This is a genomic window from Pseudomonas sp. GM80, from assembly GCF_000282515.1.
GTDB lineage: Bacteria > Pseudomonadota > Gammaproteobacteria > Pseudomonadales > Pseudomonadaceae > Aquipseudomonas.
On sequence record NZ_AKJD01000049.1, the window covers coordinates 1 to 22,029 of the forward strand.

10 protein-coding genes are annotated in these 22,029 nt (G+C 61.4%); 9 read left to right on the top strand and 1 reads right to left on the bottom strand.

What is annotated here, in order from left to right; genetic code table 11:
- From PMI37_RS07045 to PMI37_RS07055, 3 genes are all read left to right on the top strand, one after another.
- The coding region (locus PMI37_RS07045; RefSeq protein WP_045123048.1) for a type II secretion system F family protein at positions 1 to 207 on the top strand (207 nt) is incomplete at its 5' end.
- Positions 208 to 693: 486 nt separating this feature from the next.
- Positions 694 to 1,800 carry a substrate-binding domain-containing protein gene (locus PMI37_RS07050; RefSeq protein ID WP_008079446.1) on the top strand — a complete coding sequence of 369 codons (1,107 nt, stop codon included), beginning with the start codon at positions 694 to 696 and terminating at the stop codon, positions 1,798 to 1,800.
- Between the two features lie 203 nt (positions 1,801 to 2,003).
- A complete protein-coding gene (locus PMI37_RS07055; RefSeq protein ID WP_008079447.1) occupies positions 2,004 to 14,501 on the top strand; it encodes a filamentous hemagglutinin family protein in 12,498 nt (4,165 codons plus the stop codon).
- Between the two features lie 146 nt (positions 14,502 to 14,647).
- Here PMI37_RS07055 and PMI37_RS07060 read toward each other — a convergent pair whose 3' ends face one another.
- Positions 14,648 to 15,595, bottom strand: coding sequence for a SphA family protein (locus tag PMI37_RS07060; RefSeq protein WP_008079448.1), 948 nt, complete (start codon positions 15,593 to 15,595; stop codon positions 14,648 to 14,650).
- A gap of 210 nt (positions 15,596 to 15,805) precedes the next feature.
- Here PMI37_RS07060 and PMI37_RS07065 point away from each other — a divergent pair, with 210 nt between their 5' ends.
- The 6 genes from PMI37_RS07065 (at position 15,806) to PMI37_RS07090 (ending at position 21,912) form a co-directional block, all read left to right on the top strand.
- Positions 15,806 to 16,843, top strand: coding sequence for an AraC family transcriptional regulator (locus PMI37_RS07065; RefSeq protein ID WP_008079449.1), 1,038 nt, complete (start codon positions 15,806 to 15,808; stop codon positions 16,841 to 16,843).
- A gap of 228 nt (positions 16,844 to 17,071) precedes the next feature.
- On the top strand, positions 17,072 to 17,959 hold the full coding sequence (locus tag PMI37_RS07070; RefSeq protein WP_008079450.1) for a Dyp-type peroxidase: 888 nt from the start codon (positions 17,072 to 17,074) through the stop codon (positions 17,957 to 17,959).
- A 10-nt stretch (positions 17,960 to 17,969) separates the two neighbouring features.
- Complete coding sequence (locus tag PMI37_RS07075; protein ID WP_008079452.1) at positions 17,970 to 18,938, top strand: Gfo/Idh/MocA family protein; 969 nt, start codon at positions 17,970 to 17,972, stop codon at positions 18,936 to 18,938.
- 220 nt (positions 18,939 to 19,158) lie between these two features.
- The gene (locus PMI37_RS07080) at positions 19,159 to 19,911 is read left to right on the top strand and encodes a GntR family transcriptional regulator (protein ID WP_008079453.1); all 753 of its coding nucleotides are present in this window, start codon (positions 19,159 to 19,161) and stop codon (positions 19,909 to 19,911) included.
- The gene (locus PMI37_RS07085; protein WP_008079455.1) at positions 19,908 to 21,638 is read left to right on the top strand and encodes a fumarate reductase/succinate dehydrogenase flavoprotein subunit; all 1,731 of its coding nucleotides are present in this window, start codon (positions 19,908 to 19,910) and stop codon (positions 21,636 to 21,638) included. Before PMI37_RS07080 ends, PMI37_RS07085 begins: the two co-directional genes overlap by 4 nt.
- A gap of 28 nt (positions 21,639 to 21,666) precedes the next feature.
- Complete coding sequence (locus PMI37_RS07090) at positions 21,667 to 21,912, top strand: 4Fe-4S dicluster domain-containing protein (RefSeq protein ID WP_003225615.1); 246 nt, start codon at positions 21,667 to 21,669, stop codon at positions 21,910 to 21,912.
- Positions 21,913 to 22,029: the final 117 nt, after the last annotated feature.

A 22,029-nucleotide genomic window follows, 5' to 3' on the forward strand; every position in this document is an offset into this window, starting at 1 on the left:
CTGATCGCCAGCGGCGAAAAGACTGGGTCGCTGCCTCCGATGCTTGAGCGCGCGGCGCAAACCCTGTCGCGTGACATCGAGCGGCGGGCGATGGGCATGACTGCATTGCTGGAGCCGCTGATGATTGTGGTGATGGGCGGGGTGGTGTTGGTGATTGTGATGGCGGTGTTGTTGCCGATCATTGAGATCAATCAATTGGTCCAGTAGCAGGTTTTGATGGTGTCTGACCTGGCCTCATCGCTGGCAAGCCAGCTCCCACAGGGGGCGGAGTTGTTGATGCGATCTGTGTCACAACAGAAAACCTGTGGGAGCTGGCTTGCCAGCGATGGGGCCAGTCGGGGCAATAAATAATCCAGATTTTTTCCCAGGACTGCGGCATCACCCGACCCTCGATTCCCCCATCCTCGGGTTCTCCTTTCTGTCATCTGCAACCACCCGCCAACGCCTCCAGCCCGATTCCGCCAAACCCCCAATCCAGACGCGCCGCCGGCCAGCGCAAACACCCGAGAAAATCCCTTCAGAAACACCTCGCAGCTCCCGAGGTTTTTTCCTTTATCTGTCACCGGAAACTGCGAATTTCTCAGTGCGACTTCACCACGGCCAACGCCAGCGAGGGCCCGGTGAGTCTTCCCAGTGTCATGCAAGCAACCCCGAAAACCTGTGTTCACAAACCAGTTGAAAAGGAGATTCTTCATGTTCAAGCGCACTCTGATCGCCGCCTCCCTGACCGTCGCCGCTCTGGCTTCCGCTCAAGCCATGGCCGTTACCGGTGGTGGTGCAACGCTGCCTGCCGCTCTGTACAAAGGTTCTGCCGACAGCATCCTGCCAGCCAACTTCAGCTACGCCGCCATCGGTAGCGGCGGTGGCAAGACTGCTTTCCTGAAGAACAACCCGGCTGGTTTCGGCACCACCGGCACCGTGCACTTCGCCGGTAGCGACTCGATCCTCAGCGCTTCGGAACTCAGCACCTACAACACCGACTTCGGTGGTTCGTACGGCCCGCTGATCCAACTGCCTTCGGTGGCCACTTCGGTTGCCATCCCGTACAAAAAGGCCGGCCAGACTGCTCTGAACCTGACCAGCGCTCAGCTGTGCGATGCCTTCTCCGGCGCTAAAACCACTTGGGGCGCTCTGCTGGGCACGGCTGACACCACCCCGATCCGCGTGGTTTATCGCAACGTTTCCAGCGGTACTACGGAAATCCTCACCCGTCACCTGAACTCGGTTTGCTCGAGTCAGTTCGTGACCAACTCGACCTTCACTGCCGCTCGCGTCGGTGGCGGCGCTCTGCCTACTGGCTGGGTCGGCGTTGCCAACACTTCTGATGTTGCCACTGCCGTTAACGCGGTTGATGGCTCCATCGGTTATGTCGGTCCGGACGGTGTCGACGCTACCAGCAACGCTGTCGTTGCTCGCGTAAACGGCGTTCAGCCAACGTCGGCCAACGTCACGCTGGCACTGTTGTCGGCGTCCGCGCCTTCGACTGCAGCCCAGGCCGCAAACCCGGCCAACTGGTCGCCAGTGGTGCCTAACCCGACTTCCGGTTACAAACTGGCTGCTTACACCAACTTCATCTTCGGCCAGTGCTACAAGGATGCAGCCGTGGCCGCTGACGTTAAAGCGTTCCTGACCACCCACTACAGCAACCCGGGCAATAATGCCGCGACTCAGGCTCACAAATTCGTCGCTGTGCCTACCGCCTGGAAAACCGCTGTAACCGCCAACTTCATCACCAACTCGTCGGGCAACAACCTGGACATCAACAACGCCAGCGTCTGCAACGCTATCGGTCGTCCTTAAGCTCAGACTGCCGTAACACAAATGACGGCAACCTTCGGGTTGCCGTCATTTTTTTTGCCTGACTACTCCTCGAACATGAAGTTTGTGTGACATCCGTTCGGTCGCGGCCCTCGCCAACGGCCTATGTCGTAACAGCAGGTTTTTGCAGGCCTGCGGCAGCTTTGGCCACCCAAGTGTGGCAATCAAAAAAGGATCTCGTAGTGATGCTCGCTCGCCCATCCCGTCGTCGTACCCGTGTTCTGTCCTCCAGGCGTGAAGCTGTGGAGCCGACGCTGTGGCTGCTCAAGCCGTTGGCGCACGCCGTGGCGTTGTGTCTGGTGGCGGGCAGTGCGCAGGCGCAGACGGCGTTCAGTTCGAGCTGGTTTGCTGCCAAGGGCGCAGCGCAGCAAGCCGCGGCGGCACGGCCGAGCATGGGCGGTTTGCCGGGCATGACGCCACCGCTGGCTCAACAACAAAAAGCCAATCAGCAACTGCAGCGTTCGATCCAGACCTTGAACAACACCGTTGCCGCGATTGCCGCACAACAAGCGGCGCAGGCGGCCGGACGTGCAGCGGCGCTGGGCACGGTGCAGTTTGTGCCGGACGGTCTGGGTGAGGGCGGTTTGAAAGTCGATAACAGCCTCGCCCAGGGTTGGCAGAACGCCAAGGGCCCACAGCAGACTCAGGCTGACGGCAAGACCACGGTGCAGATCGAGCAGACCGCCGACAAAGCGATCCTCAACTGGGAAACCTTCAACGTCGGGCGCAACACCACGGTCGAATTCGCTCAACAAGCGAACTGGGCGGTGCTCAACCGGGTCAACGACCCGAGTGCGCGGGCCAGTCAGATTCAGGGGCAGATCAAGGGTGCCGGCACGGTGATGCTGGTCAACCGCAACGGCATCGTTTTCAGCGGCAGCAGCCAGGTCAACGTGCGCAACCTGGTGGCGGCGGCGGCCAATATCACCGATATCCAGTTCCGCGACCGTGGGCTGTATTTCGACAGCACCGGCACTCAGCCGACGTTCACCGACGCGGCTGGCAAGGTGTTGGTGGAGCGCGGCGCGTCCATCGAGACGCACAAACCGGCGGTGTCCACCGATGCCGGTGGCTATGCGTTACTGCTGGGCAACGAAGTGCAGAACGACGGCAGCATCAGTACCGCCAAAGGGCAGACGGTGTTGGCTGCTGGTGATCGCTTTTACATTCGCAAAGGCTCGGGCACTGAGGGTAATACCTTTTCGACGACGTTTGGCAGTGAGGTCACGCCGGGCTTCAAGGCCGGGGCCGTTGCCGGCAAAGTCACCAACAACGGGCTGATTCAGTCCGCCACCGGCGACATCACCCTGGCCGGTCATGAAGTGGTGCAGAACGGTGTTTTGCTCGCCAGCACTTCGGTGTCCACGCGCGGCACGATTCATTTGCTCAACCCGAGCACTGACAGCACCGGCAGCGTCACGCTGGGGCAGGACAGCGCCACGGCAATCATGCTCGACAGCAGCGACCTCACGGCGCTCGACAGTCAACGCGACGCCGCGCTGACCGGCGTCAACGCCAACAACCGCATCCGTGGCGATCAATCGCGCATCGAGATCCAGAGCGGCGGCAGCGTCGAGTTCCAGAACGGCTCGATTACCTTGGCCACCGGCGGCCAGGTCGCGGTCAGTGCGCAACGACGCAGTGTGGTCCGTGATGGCGCGATCATCGATGTGTCCGGCGCCCTCGGCGTCAAGGTCGCGATGGAAAACAACAACATCAAGATCAACGTGCAGGGCAACGAACAGCGCGACGCGTCGATCAACCGCGAGAAGGGCGCGCTCAACAGCAACGACGTCTGGGTCGATGTCCGCGAATTGGTCTACGTGCCGGCCGGCACCAACGGCTATGCCACGGATCGCTGGTACACGGCGGGTGGCTTGCTGGAAGTGGGCGGCTACCTCGGCACCCAAGGCCACAGCATCGGCGAATGGATGGCCCAGGGCGGTACGGTGAGTTTCGCCGGTAACGACGTGGTCACCGAGAAGGGGTCGCTGATCAATCTGTCTGGCGGCACGCTGGATGTGCAGAGCGGCCAGATTCGTCAGAGCTGGCTGCGCGGTGCCGACGGCAAACTTTACGAAGTCTCGCGCGCGCCAGGCGATCTGCTCTACACCGGGCTGTACAAAGGCTATGAGGACAACAGCGAACGCTGGGGCCAGACCAGTTACTTCTACAACCCGCTGATCGCGCCGCGCTCACGGTTCGAGTCGGGTTACACCGTCGGCCGCGACGCCGGGCAACTGGTGATCGCCACTGCCAATGCGGTACTCGACGGGCAAATGATCGGCGAGGTGTATCAGGGCGAACGGCAGAATCAGGCGCCGAAACCGGTGCTCGACGGCTATGAACAAAGTCAGACAGCACTGGCGCGGCGAGCGCAATTGATCGTCGGCAGTTACGACCCGACCTACGTCGCGGCGGCGAGTGGCTTGTTGTATACGCTCAATCCGACGCTGGACCAGGTGCAAATGGGCGGCGAACGTCCGCTTGCCGGCAGTGATCTGGACCTGGCCGGGGCGGTGTCCGATGCACGCAAGGGCAAGTTGTTTCTCGATAACGATCAACTCAATGGTTTGCGCCTCGGTGCGCTCAAAGTGGCGGCTCAGGATCAGGTCGTCGTCGACGGCGCACTGACGGTCGATAACGGTGGCGACATCACCCTGTATGCCCCGGATGTGCAGATCGGCTCTGACCTGACTGCGCGTGGCGGTAGCCTGCGCCTGGGCAACGTGCTCAATCAATTCCTCTCCAGCGATACCGCCGACACTCGGCTCACGGCCAAGGCCGACAAGGCGACGCAGGTCAATGTGGCCGACGGTGTACGACTCGATACGCGTGGCGTGTGGAGCAATTTGCGCACAAACCCGGACGATGGCGCGAACCTCGCGTACTTGAATGGCGGCCTGGTATCGGTCCGCAGCAGTGGCGATATCGATATCGGCGCGAGCAGTCTGCTCGATGTGTCCTCCGGCGGCGCTGTGCTGGCCAACGGCAAGACCCGGGGTGGCAAGGGCGGCGACTTGACGCTGGAATCCAGTGCGATTTCGGCGCCTGGTAAAACCCATCTCGACCTTGCGGGTGAGTTGCGTGGCTACGGCGTTACGGGCGGCGGCACGCTGACGGTGCAGGCCAACAAGATCCTCGTTGGCCAGACCGACCAGGCATTGACCGACAACACCCTGCAACTGTCCGGCGATCTGTTCAGCAAGGGGTTTTCCGCCTACAACCTGATCGGCCTGAGCGGGCTGGATGTTGCCGAAGACACCGCGATTGACGTCACCCTGCCGGTGTTCCGATTCGGTGATGCCGCGCCGAATCAGGTCAGTGGTGTCGATCCGCAAACGGCGCTTGAGTTGTGGACGCCGACGCTGTTCCAGGAAAACCCGACCAAGGGCCTGCTGACCCAGCGCGCCGGCGCCAGCCTGACGCTGCAGGGCGGCGCCAGCCTGATCGGCTTGATTGATGCCGCCAACAGCCCGTTGACCCTGGGCCGCGGTTCGCGCATCAGTGTCGATCCAGGGCAGAGCATCAAGCTGCGCGGGGCAGGGCAGATAACGGTCGAAGGTGAACTGAATGCCTGGGGCGGGACGATTGATATTCGTCAGCAACAGTTTGGCGCGATCAACCCGGGCACCTCCAATCAAGTGGCGGATTCGACTGCGCACAACCGTTCGATCTGGATCGGCGAGCAGGCCGTACTGGATGTCGCCGGACGCGCCAATACGGCCATTGATGTTCTGGGGCGCACGTACGGTCAGGTCGGCAAGGGCGGCAGCATCATCATTGGTGGCGAAATTGACCCGAAACTGGCGACGGCCACAGCGGCCGATGCCTATGTCATCGTTCGTCAAGGGGCTCGAATCGATGCGTCCGGCACCGAAGCTGTTCTCGATATCGCCGATCAGGGGCCGACCCGCGTTGCAACCGATGGCGGGCGCATCAGCCTGAGCTCCTACAACGGCTTGTTCATGGAGGGCAGCTTGCGTGCGGCGGCCGGAGGTGTCGGCGCTGCCGGTGGGCGTCTGGAGCTGGCGCTTGAGGTCCCGTTGTATTTGGATTCGGCAGGCAATGCGGTGCGCGCGCCGAGGGAAATCATTATCGGCCAAGGCTCTGGGGACCAGAAGCTGTCCGCCAACCTTCGGCCGGCCGATGGCGACGATAGTTTGCGCTACGGGCAGACGCGCCTGAGTGCGGATGAGTTGATGGCCGGCGGTTTCGACAACCTGAGTCTGCTGAGCAACGGCTTGCTGTCGTTTGACGGTGACGTCAATTTGCACATGAATCAGAGCCTCAATCTGTATGCCGGGGCGCTCTCGCTGGCAGAAAATTCCACTGATGCGGCACGTATCGATTTGCGCGCGCCGTACCTGCGCCTGTCCGGTGTCGGTACTTACTTTGAAGCGCCCACCATGACGCGGCCACGGGTGACCCTCAATCCCACGAACCGATTGTCGCAGGCCACGTTCAATGCCTCGGCGAATCTGCTGGATGTGGGCAACGGACTGTCGTTCGGTACGCAGGGTGCGATCTTGCAACAGCAAGGACCTGCCGTTGCATACAGCCGCCGGGCATTCGGCCTGGTGTCGCTCGACAGCAGCGGTGACCTGCGTTTCCTCGCGCCCAATGACCGTGCCGAAAAAACCCGCCTGTGGACCCCGGGAGACTTGAATCTCGGTGCGGCGCAAATCTACCCCGGCACGGGCGTGCAGGCTGACGTCCGCGCCGGCTATCAGGGCGCCGACCGGGCGAACGAACACACCCTGCGGATCAGCGGTCGCGGCGCGGCACCTGCGGCGGTGCCTTATTCTGTATTCGGCAGTTTGAGCCTGACCGCAGGCACCTTCGAGCAGGGCGGGGTGATCCGTGCACCGTTGGGCCTGATTACCCTGGGTGACGATGTTCTGACCGCCACACGTGAGGTGCGCCTGTTGCCGGGCAGCATGACGTCGGTCAGCGCCGCCGGGCTGGTCATGCCTTACGGTGGCACCACCGACGGTATCGACTATCGCTACAACGACAAGTCGGTCATCTTGAATGGCATCACTGGCCAAACCAATGGCGTGGTTGTCAACTCGCAATACATCGATGTACAGGGCGGTGCGACTCTTGATCTGTCCGGTGGCGGTGATCTTCGCGGCGCCGGTTTCGTTTCAGGGCGCGGCGGCTCCACCGATGCCCGTCTCAATCCGTTGGTGCGCAATGCCGCTGACGGCACCTTCAGCTTGCCAGGGCTTGCGAGCAATCCGGTGTACGCCATCGTGCCGGGCAATCAGAGCGTGTATGCGCCGGTGGTGGCAGAGGCCGCTGCGGTAGATCCGCGGGTCGGCCAGCAGATCACCCTTGGCGCCGGCGTGCCCGGTCTGGCAGCCGGCACCTATACCTTGTTGCCCTCCAGCTTTGCCCTGTTGCCGGGGGCGTTCCGCGTTGAAGTGAATGCTCAGGCGACGCCGAGCGGGACGACGCCTGCGCTACAACTGCGCAACGGTTCCTGGACCAGCAGCGGGCAGATGTCGATTGCCAATACCGCTTTGCGTGACAGCCTCGCCAGTCAAGTGATCCTGACGTCTGCCGATGTGTTGCGCCGCTACTCGCAATACAACGAAACCAGCTTGACCCAGTTCATCTACAGCGATGCCGCGCGACGGGGCGTGCCGCGTGCGCTGGCACCCATGGACGGCAAGACGCTGGACTTGCGTCTGAACGCCGGTGGCGAACAAGACATTGCTTTGCAGTTCAACGGGCAGGCGCTGTTCAAGGCCGCCGAGGGTGGCTTTACCGGCACCGCCGTATTGCGCGGGGGCAATGCCGGCGCGAACTTTGAAATCCTTGGTGCAGGGCATGCGCCAACCGCTGACTTCGATGGCGTCTCGGTCTACGCGGACACGCTCAACAACCTCAACGCCGGACGCCTGAGCATCGGAGCGATGCCGAATGTCATGTACGGCAACTCGGCCAACATCATCGGATTCCTTGGCACCAGCAAAGACATTGTTCTGCGTGAAGGGGCGATCCTGTCGGCGCCGGAAGTCTTGTTGCGCACCACGTCGACCCTTGGTGGCATCACGGTCGAGGCGGGGGCCGGGATCAATACACTGGGACGCGGCGATGTGGCCTACGACTCAACGGCCGGCTATTTCTATCAGCCTGACCAATCCAGTCTGTTGCTCGCTTCCAACGGCTGGACCCATGTTCTGGCGCCGAAAGCGGCCAGCGGCATTTCCGGCGGTGGCAGCATCCGCATCGGTGTCTGCACCACGACTGTGTGCAGCAACCCGGCGATCCTTTATTCGGACGGCAGTCTGACGGCCGCCACGGATAATCAATTCGAACTCGACGAAGCGGTGCGTTTCGGCACGCGCCACCTGGCGCTTTCGGTCGGCTCGGTCAACGCCGGCAGCGCCGAAGCACTGGCAGCGGCAGGCAGTCGCGTACCGGCGGGGTTGATGCTCAACCAGAACGTGCTCAATCGCCTGCTGCGTGGCGATACGCAGTACGGCGCACCGGCGTTGGAAACCCTGAGCCTGACCACTCGCGATGCCTTCAATTTCTACGGCAGCGTGAGCCTCGACACTCTCGATCCCCAGACCGGCCAGAGTAAACTGCAGAATCTGCTGCTGGTCACCCCGGCGATTTATGGCTGGGGCGACGCCAGTGATGTGGCGAGCATCCGCACTGCCAATTTGATCTGGAACGGCGCCACGCAAAGCCCTGGCGGCGTGATCACCGCTGGCGCCGGTACGGGCAGCGGCACGCTGGACATTCAGGCGCAACGTATCGAGTTGGGTTACGACTCGATGCCGCAAGCGAGCGGCCTGGATCAGAACAATCGTCTGGCGCTGGGTTTTGCCAACGTCAACCTGACCGCCAGCGACCGCATCACCGCCAACCACAAGGGCAGCCTCGCGGTGTATCAGGAGCAGGGCACTTACGACCCGGTCAAGGGTTACCGCTACAGCGGCGGCAACCTGAATCTGCGTACGCCGTTGCTTACCGGTGAAGCGGCGTCGGTCAGTGTGCTCAAGGCTGGCAACAATCTGACGCTCAGCGGTGGCGGGGCTGCCGGGGTGGCGGACGCGCTGGGTGCCGAGTTGAACCTTGAGGCTCGCAACATCGTGCTCGATAGCCGTATCGCCCTGGCCAGCGGCAAGCTGACGGTCAAGTCCGAAGGCGATTTGACCCTCGGCAATGCTGCGGTGCTGGACATGGCCGGGCGTACGTTGCCGTTCAACGATGTGAACAAGTACAGTTGGGGCGGCGACGTGTCGCTGTACAGCGCCAACGGCAATATCCGGCAGGCGGCGGGCTCGCGGATTGATCTGTCGGCGAAGAATCATCAGGCCGGCAACCTCACGGCCACCGCGCTGGGCGACGCTGCCGGGACAGTCGATTTGCAGGGTGAAATCCTCGGCGGCAGCAGCGGTTATTACGATGCCGGCGGCACGCTGGTGCCGTACAACGCCGGGGGCGTGGACATCCGCGCGCAAAACCTCGGCGGGGATGCCTCGGCGCAGTTCGCCGCACTCAATCAACGCCTGAACGCCGGACAGGTGTTCGGCAGCCGCAGTTTGCAGCTCAAGCAAGGCAATCTTGTGATCGGCGATGGCCTCAAGGCCGGTGACATCAATGTCTCGGTGGACAACGGCAGCCTGACGGTGGCCGGTCTGATTGACGCCAGTGGCGAGCGCGTCGGCAACATTCGTCTGGCGGCGAAAAACGGTATGACGCTGGCCGGCAACAGCGTGCTCGACGCCCACGGTCGAGTCTTGCGCGTCGACAGCTACGGCAAGATCATCGATGCGCCGAACCGCGCCACGGTGGAGCTCAATTCCGGCGAGGGCGTGCTCACGCTGGCATCCGGCGCGCGCATCGACCTGCGTCACGGCACCGATGCGCTGCCCGGTTTCCTCGCCGGTCAACACGACGGAATGCTGCGCGGCACCCTGGAATTGAACGCGCCGCGTCTGGGCAGCAATGACATCGCCATCGACGCCAGCGGTGCGTTGACCATTCAGGGCGCTCGCTCCATTGGCCTCAACGCTACACGCCGCTACACCGATGCCCGCGATGGCGTCGATCAAGCGGTCAGTGGCCGACCGTATCAAGTCATCGATCAGGCCATGCTTGATAGCATCCATGGCGACAGCAACACCTTCATCAATGCGGCGCTGGGCAACAGCGATCTGCTGCAACGCAAACTCGCCGGGCTGAACAACGCCACTTACGCCGATGCATTCCATTTGCGTCCGGGCGTGGAAATCGCCAGCAAAACCGCCGACGGCGACCTGGTGGTGGAGGGCGATCTGGACTTGTCCGGTTATCGCTATGCCAGCCTCAATCCGCACACGCGCTTGAACCCGGCGGTGTACGGTTCCGGTGAGGCCGGCAACCTGGTGATCCGCGCGGGTGGCAACCTCGATATTTACGGCAGCATCAACGACGGTTTCGCGCCGCCGCCGGAAACTCAGGACGACGCCGGCTGGAAATTGATTGCCGGTGTGCAGCCGTTCGGCGCTGATCTGATCGTGCCGGGCAGCGGTGTTTCGCTGGCTGAAGGGACACAGTTCCCGATCGGCGCCACGCTCAATTACGACGTGACAATTCAGGGCGCGGTGTTGGCCAGCGGCACGTTGCTGCCGACTCAGGCAGTGTTGGCTGAGGCGTATACCTTTAGCGCCGGCACGGTGTTGGCCGGGGCCATCCATGATGCCAGTGGCAACCTGCTGTACGCGGCGGGGACGTTGTTCAGTGATAGTGTGACGGTGCCGGCGAACAGCCAATTGGGTGCCGGTATTCGTCTGAACAAGGCGACCAGCCTGCAAGCCATGAACTGGCCCAAAGGCGTGCCGTTGCCGGGGGTTTACAACGCCGACCTGCAAAGCGTTTCCGGGGTCAGGCTGAGTGGTTCGCTGGCATTGCTGCGCGGATCGCTGATTCCTTCCATGACCGACGTGAAACTGGCCGACGGCACTTCATTGATCGAACTGCGTCCGTTTACCGGCGACCAGCAAGGCAAGAACTGGGCAGTGGCGAGCATGTTGCCGTCGGGCAGTGCGTCGTGGTCGATGCGCGTGGTGGCGGGTGCAGATCTTGGCGCCGCTGACAGTCGGGCGGTGCGGCCGCTGACCACTGAGGGCAATCTGCGCCTGGCGGATACTCACTACGGGGTGAAAGTGACAACTTCGGCGGGGAAACTGGTCTGGACTGCTGACAACCCGTTTGGTTTTGCCGAGTTTGAGCCTGTGCCAGATGAGTATCTTCCCCTTTGCGATGTGCAGGTGGGTAGCTGCGCACCCATGGCGCGCTGGGTCTGGGCACCAGGCAGCGGAATGGGAGCCGATTATGAGCCGGTCCCGGAAGACTTCCAGATTATCTGTGAAGTACAACCTGATCTGTGCATCGGCAACAATCCGGGGAAATCCGCCAATGCCCATACGCAGATGTTCAGCGTATTACGCACCGGCACTGGCGATCTCGACCTGATCGCCGCCGGCAATCTGAGCATGGACTCGCCGTTCGGCGTGTATACCGCAGGCACTCAGTCAGCCAGCGTTGACCCGCTCTATAACCAGAAACGCGGGCATCTCTCGGACAGCGATTCGGTGCTGGGCACGGCGGGTGTCGACTATGAGAAATGGGTCAACGGTGGCGCGGACAGCTTGTATCAAGCCTGGTATCCGCAGTTGGGCGGCAACCTGACGATCAACGCCGGGGGCTCGGTTTCCGCCGATTCAGTAGGCAAGAAGGCGCTATCGTCGGGTGGCAGTTTCCGTGAGCAGATTGCCAGCGCGTCAGTGGGTAACTGGCTGTGGCGCCAAGGCACAGGCAATCCGGATGTGCCCACCGCCTGGTGGATCAACTTCGGCAGTTACGCCACTCAGTTGATGACAGCCGACGGCAATACCGAACCGTATCTGATGGGCTTCACCGGTTTCGGCACCTTGGGCGGCGGTAATATCAGCCTGCGTGCCGGAGGTGACGCCGGTATGCTCAAACCGTTGGGCGATGCCATCAATTATCCGCGCAGCCAAGGGCTTATCGTTGCCGTGGGTAGCACGGGTCGTATAGCCAGCGATGGCAGCGTGCAGATGACCGGCGGCGGCGATATGGACATTCGCATCGGCGGCGCACTGAACCCATCGCTGCAAGCGCGGGCCGGGGATAACGGGACTAAGCCGCCGAGGCACGACCTGCAAGGCGCGCTGATCAATTTGCGCGGGGCGGCGCAATTGACGGGCGGGGCACTGGGCGGCATCAACCTGCAATACGGTGCCATTTCACAGTCGCATGATGTCCGTGAAACCCGACCGCTGGATCCTTTCACCTCGACCACCAGCAACGCGTCCGGTGGTCTGGTGCTGATTCCTGGTGACTCGGGCATGAGCCTCAACACCCGGGGTGATCTGGTGCTGGGCGGTGCGGCCGATCCCGGTCGGGTGCGTCTGTTCAACGCCTCGCCACTGCTCGATAGCAGCGGCAATATGGGTATCGGGGGCATCCTGAGCGGCTTCTCGCTCTGGACCGATCACACCGCCATCGATCTGTTTTCTGCCGGTGGCAATCTCACGCCGAGTACTCAATTGGCGGAGGTCGATGGGCGTCTCGACCCTGTGAGCGGCGCCAATACCTCGCCCACCGATGGGCGCTTTGTCTATCCGTCGATTCTTCGGGCTGTGGCGGCTCAGGGGTCGATTTATGCCGGTCCATCGGCGGCATACGGCGAGGGCAACGCAGCGCCGACTACCGCGTATTCACTGTTGTTGGCACCTTCGACAGCCGGACAACTCGAACTGTTGGCCGGCGATTCCATCTATGCCGGTGGCTATGCGATCAATCAATCCGGCGCTAGCCCACTGGCCATTGCCACGCCTTTCAAACCGGCATTCCAAGCCTTATCCAGCAGTAGGGTCCAGAAGCCCCTCAACAGCAACTACGCCAGCGACGGTGTTAAGCCTGACGCCATTTCGCGTTATCCGTTGTTCGCTTTTGGTCCCAACAGCTATTCCGGATTGAATGACGTGCAGGGACCCGCAAGGTTTTATGCCTTGACCGGCGATCTGGTGGGGATACGCAGTGGTGAGACGTTGAGATTCGATAACTCGAAACGCACTTGGTACGAAGCCGCAGGCCCGGTCTGGATGGTTGCCGGACGTGACATCGTGGCATCCGGGACCAACCTGGGCCAACCGACAGCCGTGCGGCCCGATGAGATGGGCGTGGGTCGGGAAGGCATCACCTCGACCGGCAACCTGTTCGTGCATAACGACCCGCGAGATGTATCGCGGGTGTCGGCCGGACGCGACATTCTTTACAGCAGCTTCGATATTGCCGGCCCGGGTACGCTGGACATCAATGCCGGGCGCAACATCCTCATGGAGAACCGCGCCAGTATCACCAGCCTGGGTTCGTTGGTGGCCGGGGATCAGCGGCCTGGCGCCAGTGTGGTGCTGCAGGCGGGCACAGGCGCGCAAGGGCTGGATTACTCACGGTTCATCGCGCGTTACCTGAACCCGCAGAACCTCGCTGATCCGCAGGCCTCTCTCAACGGCCAGCCAGGCAAAGTGGTCAAGACCTACCTGGACGAGTTGCAGAGCTGGCTGACCCTCGGCTATGGCTTCAGCGGCAATGCCGAACAGGCACAAGCGTTCTACGCCGCGATGCCGAGCGCCGAACAGGCAATCTTCGCGCGTCAGGTGTACTTCGCTGAACTGCGTGCCGGCGGTCTGGAATACAACGACGTCGATGGCCCGCGCACTGGCAGTTATCTGCGCGGTCGCAACGCCATTGCCGCGTTGTTCCCGAGCACTGATGTGGCGGGCAATCCGATCCGCTACGACGGCGATATCACGCTGTACGGCGGCGCTGGGGTCAAGACCCTGTTCGGCGGCGACATCCAGATGCTCACGCCGGGCGGTGGTCAAGTATTCGGCATCGAAGGCGCGGCACCACCGTCGACGGCGGGGATCATCACCCAAGGCTCGGGCAACATTCAGCTTTACTCGCAGGGCAGCATCTTGCTCGGCCAGAGCCGGATCATGACCACCTTCGGCGGCTCTATTCTCGGCTGGTCCGCCGAGGGCGACATCAACGCCGGTCGCGGTTCGAAAACCACCGTGGTCTACACCCCGCCGAAACGGGTGTACGACACCTGGGGCAACGTCACCCTGTCGCCATCGGTGCCGAGCACCGGCGCCGGTATCGCCACGCTCAACCCGATCGCCGAAGTGGCGCCGGGTGACATCGACCTGATCGCGCCGCTCGGCACCATTGATGCCGGCGAGGCGGGGATTCGTGTGTCGGGCAACGTCAACATTGCCGCACTGACGGTGGTCAACGCCGCCAACATTTCGGTGCAGGGCAAGGCGTCGGGTGTACCGGTGGTGTCGGCGGTGAACACCGGCGCGATCACATCAGCCAGTTCCGCTGCATCCTCGGCCACGCAAGCGGCGGAAGACGTCGCCCGTCAGCAGCAAGCAGCAGCGCGGCAGAACCAGGCGTCGGTGTTTACCGTGCAGGTATTGAGTTTCGGCAATGAGCAACTCGCGCCGTCGCGCGATGGTGCAAGCCGTGCCCCGGCGCCGGGCTACAACCCGAACAGCCCGGTGCAGGTGCTGGGGGCAGGGGCGCTGGATGAACAGGCGAAACAGCAGTTGACCGAGGAGGAGCGCGGGCAACTGACGTTGTAAAAGACTCTCGTGCAGTACGTTTGGGCGGCCGGTTGGTCGCCCTTTTTTTATCACCTGTAGGAGCTGCCGCAGGCTGCGATCTTTTGATTTTGCTTTTAAAGATCAAGATCAAAAGATCGCAGCCTGCGGCAGCTCCTACAGGGAGTTCAGAAGGCGTAGGGGATGCTGACTTTTGCCCAGAGCATTTCGCCTTGCGGGCGGTTCTCCACATCAAATTCCTTGGCCCAGCGAATCTCCGCGCTGGCGTATTTGAGGAAGGTGAAGTGCAGCGCCGGACCAATCGCGAAGACTTCGCCGCGCACGCCGTCATCGACGTCCTGTCCGGCAAACTGCACGGTGTGGCCGAACTGTTTGTCGTCGGTGGTCTGCTTGAGGTAGTAGCCGTTGAGGCCGAGCATCAAATCATCGGTGATCTTGTAGCTGGCCGAATAATCGAAGTGGAAGATCTGCCCGGACTTGTAGTCGGTGTCCTTGTTCTTCTCGTTGAAGCTGTAGGTGGTCTTCATCGACACTTCGGTCTTGTCGGTCGGCAGCCAGGTGAAGGAGAACAACGGTTTGTAGGTGTAGAAATTGTTGCTGGTGTTGGCCAGCCGATCGACGCTGTATTCGCCGGTCGGCACGGTGACTTCAATGGCCGCGCCGAGGGTCAGGTTCTTGCCCATGTCCCACAGAATGATCGGCGCAATGGTGGTATCGCCCATGCCTTCGCGGGTGTCGCTCAGGCCGAACACCGAGACTTCCTGCTCCAACCACGGCTGCGCGATGTAGCCGGCAAGCCGCCCGCCAAACACGCGCACCGGGCTCAGGTAGTCGAGGCGGGGGATCACTGCGGTCGACTCGATCTCGACATCGTGCACTTTGCCGCCCAGTGAACTGATGTTCAGGTTGCGCGATTTGTAGTGGTTGTAGTAGAGGTTGAACGCGACCATGTTTTCCGGAAGGCTGTCGACTTCCAGCGGCAACATGAAGAAACCGTCGGTGCCGGGGCCGATGTTGTCGACGCCGGCTTCGGTCGCCAACGCCGGTAGGGTCACGGCGCCGCCCAGCAAGCAAAGGGCCAGGCGCAGGGGGAATGTCGCGCGGTTCGGGTGCATATCCGTCCTCATTATTATTGTGTTTTGGGCGCAACGCCGGCACGCAGTACGCCCGGCACTCTAGAAATAAGCGCTTGGCGCCCGGCAGGGCAGGGTATTGGCGGACACTGAGGGGGACTTCTGCGGACAGCTGGCAAACCCTGTGCTAACTTCCATCGACATAACCGGTTACAAAAATAACAATCAAGCGTGATCCGGAATGTCATCCCCATGAATGTAAAAGTCCAAGACCCGACTTTCGAACTGGCGCTGGTCTCGCCATTCCTCCTGCAAACCCTCGCCGAGGTCGCGCAGAACAAGGGCGTCGACCCTGAAATCCTGTGCCGTGGCCTGGGCTTTACCCTTGAAGATCTGCAAGACCCGGCGCAGCGAATTTCCTATCGCCAGGCCGTGGCAATGATTCAACGCGCACTCAAAGTGCTGCCCAATCAAGGTTTGGGGCTGTGGGTCGGCGCGCAGAACGTGCTGGGTACGCTGGGTTTGCTTGGGCATGTGTTGTCGCTGTGCAAGACTTTGCGCGATGCCTTTGCCCTCGGGATTCGTCATCAGCACACCTCGGGCGGGATTGTGGTGTCCAGTGTCGATGTGGTCGGCGCTCAGGTGCATCTCGATGCTGAATGTCGCTTGCCGTTTGCCGATGTTCAGGTGTTCGCGGTGGAAGAGTTTTTCGCCAGTTTGCTGGTGTACGGCCGAGCTTTGGCGGGCGCTGATTTCAAGCCGATTGCCGTCGAGTTTGTGCACGCCGCGCCGGATTACCTCAGCGAATACCATCGTCTGCTGGGACCGGAGGTGCGTTTTGGTTGCTTGCACAATCGCATGCTGATCGATGTGCAATGGCTGGACGTCAACTTGCCCAACCATCATTCGCTGGCGCTGCGTCAGGCCGTCGCCTTGCTGGAGCTGGAAGCGGCGCAGGTGCATCAGAAGCTTGATCTGATTCAGGCGGTGGAGCGGGCGATTGCCCGGGATCTGAGTCGCGGCAGCCATATCGAAAAGATTGCCGGTGATTTGAACATGAGCAGTCGCACATTGCGTCGGCGCTTGACCGAGCATGCGCTGACGTTTGAGGCGCTGCTGGAGCAGGTGCGCCAGGCGCGGACGATGAGTTTGCTGGCCAATCCTGATATGCCGATCGAGCGGATCACTGAAGAAGTCGGCTACAGCGATGTGCGCAGTTTTCGCCGGGCGTTCAAGCGCTGGACGGGGCTCAGCCCGAGTGCGTGGCGGCATGAGAGCACTACGGCTTAGTGCACATGACCCTTTGTGGCGAGGGGATTTATCCCCGATGGGCTGCGAAGCAGTCCTGAAAACCGGTCACCGCGATTTATCAGGTGTACCGAATTGAATGAAATTGGGGCTGCTTCGCAGTCCATCAGGGATAAATTCCCTCGCCACAGGTCATCGTCAGCGCCTTCTGAATCCCCACAAACTGTCCGGCCACAGGTAAACTCCCGCGCACTTTTCCAAGGAGTTCACATGAGTTACTACCAGCCGGGCATTCTCGCCACCCCCGTTCCTGCGCAAGCGCGCCACCTGTTTTTCGCCCTCGAGTCGGTAGCAGCACTGCCGCAGGCGATCGACAACCTGATCAATCAGGTGGACGGCAAGTCGGCAGTGGTCGGTTTCGGCGAATCCCTGGCCAAGGCGCTCAACGTGCAGATCGACGGCCTGCGCAGCTTCCCGGCGCTGACCGGCGTTGGCGTCGAAAACCCGTCGACCCAACACGCACTGTGGGTCTGGCTGCACGGCGTCGACCGTGGTGAACTGCTCAATCGTTGCGACGCCCTCGAAGCCGCACTGGCCCCGGCGCTGCGCCTGGTCGAAATGCAGGAAGCCTTCCGCCACAAGGACGGCCACGACCTGACCGGTTACGAAGACGGCACCGAAAACCCGCACGACGAAGCCGCCATCGCGGCCGCCCTGCAAAGCGCAGGCACTGACGGCATGATCGGTGGCAGCTTCGCCGCGATCCAGCAGTGGCAGCACGACCTCAAGGGTTTCCACAAGCTTTCGGCCGACGACAAAGACAACATCATGGGCCGGCGCCTCAGCGATAACGAAGAGATCGACGACGCGCCAGTTTCCGCCCACGTCAAACGCACCGCGCAGGAAAGCTTCGCACCGGAAGCGTTCGTCGTGCGCCGCTCGATGCCGTGGATTGAAGGTGATCGCGCCGGGCTGATGTTCCTCGCCTTTGGTTTCTCGCTGGATGCCTTCGAAGCGCAATTGCGGCGCATGAGCGGCCTGGAAGATGGCATTACCGACGGTTTGTATCGCATCAGCCGGCCGATCACCGGCGGCTACTACTGGTGCCCGCCGCTGAAGGACGGTCACCTCGATCTGCGCGTTCTGCGCATCGGCTAAAGGAATGGACATGGACGTGGTGCGTTGGGGCATGATCGGGTGCGGCAGCGTCGCTGAACGCAAGAGCGGGCCGGCCTTCTATAAGGCGCCCGGTTCGGCGCTGGTGGCGGTGATGGGCCGACGGCTTGAGGCGGTGACTGACTACGCCGCGCGCCACGGCATTGCCCGCGTCTACACCGACGTCGATGCGCTGATCAATGATCCCGAGGTCGACGCGGTGTACATCGCCACGCCACCCGACAGCCACCATGCCTACAGCTTGAAAGTCGCTGCCGCCGGCAAACATTGCTGCGTGGAAAAGCCCATGGCGCTGAATGCCGGGCAAAGCCGCGAGATGCAGCAGGCGTTTGCCGAGGCCGGATTGCATTTGTTTGTTTCCTACTACCGCCGTTCGTTGCCGCGTTTTGCGCAGGTGCTGCAATGGTTGCAGGAGGGGCGCATTGGTGAGGTTCGGCACCTGAGTTGGACGCTGAGCAAAGCGCCTTCGCCGGCGGATCTGGACGGTCGCGACAACTGGCGTACCGATCCGGCGGTGGCCGGTGGCGGTTACTTTGCCGACCTCGCCAGCCATGGCTTTGACCTGTTCCAGTATCTGCTCGGCGACATTGTCGAAGTCGCTGGATTCACCGCGCGTCAAGCCGGTTTGTATGCCGCCGAAGATGCCGTCAGCGCCAGTTGGCGGTTTGCCTCCGGGGCGCTGGGCATGGGTTGCTGGAATTTTGTTGCGGATCGGCGCGAGGATCGCGTCGAGATTATCGGCAGTCTTGGGCGCATCAGTTTTTCGGTGTTTGATGAGCATCCCGTGCAATTGCATGCCGATGAAATCATTAGCCTGGAAATCCCGCATCACGAACATATTCAGTGGCATCACGTGCTGGGCATGAATGCGCATATTCGAGGTGGCTCAGAACATCCCGCCGTCGCCGAACAAGCGCTCAAGACTGATTGGGTCATGGATCAAATTCTCAAACGCCACTGACCTCCAGTCTTACACCATCCCCTGTGGGAGCTGGCTTGCCAGCGATAGCGGTGGTTCAGATAGCCAATCAGTTGGCTGACAGAACGCCATCGCTGGCAAGCCAGCTCCCACAGGGAATCGCGTGTGTCATGCATCTAAGGTTATGCCCAAACAATATTTCTAACCTTGTCATAACAACTCTAAGATCACGTCATAACTCGTTATAACAAGTGATCCCGTGATGACCGATAACGTTCTCTCCCTCAGTAGCGTCCCGCTGCACACCCAACTGCGCGATGTCCTCCGTGCGCGAATCCTCGACGGCGAATACCCGCAAGACAGCCAGATGCCTTCCGAAAGCGAGCTGGGTGCGCTGTTCAAAGTCAGCCGCATCACCGTGCGCCAAGCCTTGGGCGATCTGCAAAAGGAAGGGCTGATCTTCAAGATCCACGGCAAAGGCACCTTCGTCGCCAAGCCGAAAACCTTTCAAAACGTCAGCAGCCTGCAAGGCCTCGCCGAGTCGATGACCGGGCGTGGCTACGAGGTGATCAACCGCCTGCGCAGCTTCAAATTCATCCCGGCCGACAAGCGCGTCGCCGAGCGTTTGCAGGTCGCCGAAGGCGATATCGTCGCGCAGATCAAACGCGTGCGGTTGATCAATCGCGAGCCGATTTCGCTGGAAATCACTTACCTGCCAAAAGCCGTCGGCGAGCGCCTGGAGAAGGCCGATCTGGTCACCCGCGACATCTTCCTGATCCTCGAAAACGACTGCGGCATCGCCCTCGGCCACGCAGATCTGGCCATCGACGCGGTGCTGGCCGACAGCGACCTGACCCAAGCGCTGAACGTCGAGGCTGGCTCGCCGATCATGCGCATCGAACGCCTGACCCACGACGCGCAGGGCCAGCCGCTGGACTTCGAACACCTTTACTACCGTGGCGATGCGTTCCAGTACCGCCTGCGGATCGACCGGCAAAAAGGGGAGCAGGCATGACCCGCAACGTGCTCGAACAGGAATACGACATCGTCGTCATCGGCGGTGGCACAGCAGGCCCGATGGCCGCGATCAAAGCCAAGGAAAAGAACCGCGACTTGCGCGTGTTGTTGGTCGACAAGGCCAACGTCAAACGCAGCGGCGCGATCAGCATGGGCATGGACGGCCTGAACAACGCGATCATTCCCGGGCACTCGACGCCTGAGCAGTACACCAAGGAAATCACCATCGCCAACGACGGCATCGTTAACCAAGCTGCGGTGTATGCCTACGCGACCCACAGCTTCGAAACCATCGAACAGTTGGATCGCTGGGGTGTGAAGTTCGAGAAGGACGAAACCGGCGATTACGCGGTGAAAAAAGTCCATCACATGGGCGCCTACGTGCTGCCGATGCCGGAAGGGCACGACATCAAAAAGGTCCTTTATCGCCAGTTGAAACGCGCCCGGGTGAGCATCACCAATCGCCTCGTCTGCACGCGGTTGCTGACTGACGAGGAGGGCGCCGTCAACGGTGTGATGGGCTTCGACTGCCGCACCGCCGACTTTCATGTGATCAAAGCCAAAGCGGTGATCCTCGCCTGCGGCGCCGCCGGACGACTCGGCCTGCCATCGTCGGGCTACCTGATGGGCACCTACGAAAACCCGACCAATGCCGGCGACGGCTATGCGATGGCTTATCACGCCGGCGCCGAACTGGCCAACCTCGAATGCTTCCAGATCAACCCGCTGATCAAGGATTACAACGGCCCGGCCTGCGCTTACGTCACCGGCCCGTTGGGCGGCTATACCGCCAACAACAAGGGCGAACGCTTCATCGAGTGCGACTACTGGAGCGGGCAGATGATGTGGGAGTTTCATCAGGAACTGGAGAGTGGCAACGGCCCGGTGTTCCTCAAACTCGATCACCTGGCCGAGGAAACCATCCAGAACATCGAGGAGATTCTGCACAGCAACGAGCGTCCGAGTCGCGGCCAGTTTCACGCCAATCGCGGCACTGATTACCGCACGCAAATGGTCGAAATGCACATCTCCGAAATCGGTTTTTGCAGCGGTCACTCGGCGTCGGGCGTGTGGGTCAACGAACGCGCTGAGACCTCGGTAAAAGGCTTGTACTCGGCGGGTGACATGGCCGCTGTGCCGCATAACTACATGCTCGGCGCTTTCACCTACGGCTGGTTCGCCGGGCACAACGCCGCCGATTTTGTCGCCGGGCGCGAGTTTTCTGCGCTGGATGCCGAGCAGATCGAGAAAGAAAAAGCCCGGGTCTACGCACCGCTGGATCGCGAACACGGCCTGCCGCCGGCGCAGGTCGAGTACAAGCTGCGACGCTTCGTCAACGATTACCTGCAACCGCCGAAAGTCACCAAGAAAATGCAGATCGGCCTGCAACGCTTCAGCGACATCGAACGCGATCTCGAGCAGATGAAGGCCAACAACGCCCACGAACTGATGCGTGCGATGGAGATCAGCGTGATCCGCGACTGCGCCGAAATGGCCGCCCGCGCCTCGTTGTTCCGTGCCGAAAGCCGCTGGGGCCTGTACCACTATCGCGTCGATCACCCGCAGCGCAACGACAGCGAGTGGTTCTGCCATTGCCATCTGAAGAAGGGTGATGACGGCCAGATGACCAGTTTCAAGAAAGCGGTCGAGCCTTACATCATCCCGCTCGATGCCGAAGAAATGCAGGCCTACGACCGCTTGCGGGTCGGCGCTTTCGCCGCTTGATACATCAATAAATCAAAGAGTCCGAACCATGGCCTATCAAGCTCAGGAAATCTTCTTCCGCTCCAACGCCCCCGTCACCGTGGACGAGGACAAATGCATCGCCGAAAAGGGCTGCACCGTGTGCGTCGACGTTTGCCCGATGGACTTGCTGGCGATCAATCCGGCGACGCAGAAGGCCTACATGGCTTTTGACGAATGCTGGTACTGCATGCCGTGCGAGAAGGATTGCCCGACGGGCGCCGTCAAGGTCGACATTCCCTATTTATTGCGTTGATTGAAAGGGCCTCATCGCTGGCAAGCCAGCTCCCACAGGTTTCTCGGGTGTTTGCAAAATTTAGGTCCCACCGCAAATCCCTGTGGGAGCTGCGGTGCGACGATTCGACTTGCCAGC

Excerpts from the sequence above, each read along its gene's own strand:
- PMI37_RS07050 (WP_008079446.1), top strand. The coding sequence starts at position 694 with ATGTTCAAGCGCACTCTGATCGCCGCCTCCCTGACCGTCGCCGCTCTG.
- PMI37_RS07055 (WP_008079447.1), top strand. The coding sequence starts at position 2,004 with ATGCTCGCTCGCCCATCCCGTCGTCGTACCCGTGTTCTGTCCTCCAGG.
- PMI37_RS07060 (WP_008079448.1), bottom strand. The coding sequence starts at position 15,595 with ATGCACCCGAACCGCGCGACATTCCCCCTGCGCCTGGCCCTTTGCTTG.
- PMI37_RS07065 (WP_008079449.1), top strand. The coding sequence starts at position 15,806 with ATGAATGTAAAAGTCCAAGACCCGACTTTCGAACTGGCGCTGGTCTCG.
- PMI37_RS07070 (WP_008079450.1), top strand. The coding sequence starts at position 17,072 with ATGAGTTACTACCAGCCGGGCATTCTCGCCACCCCCGTTCCTGCGCAA.
- PMI37_RS07075 (WP_008079452.1), top strand. The coding sequence starts at position 17,970 with ATGGACGTGGTGCGTTGGGGCATGATCGGGTGCGGCAGCGTCGCTGAA.
- PMI37_RS07080 (WP_008079453.1), top strand. The coding sequence starts at position 19,159 with ATGACCGATAACGTTCTCTCCCTCAGTAGCGTCCCGCTGCACACCCAA.
- PMI37_RS07085 (WP_008079455.1), top strand. The coding sequence starts at position 19,908 with ATGACCCGCAACGTGCTCGAACAGGAATACGACATCGTCGTCATCGGC.
- PMI37_RS07090 (WP_003225615.1), top strand. The coding sequence starts at position 21,667 with ATGGCCTATCAAGCTCAGGAAATCTTCTTCCGCTCCAACGCCCCCGTC.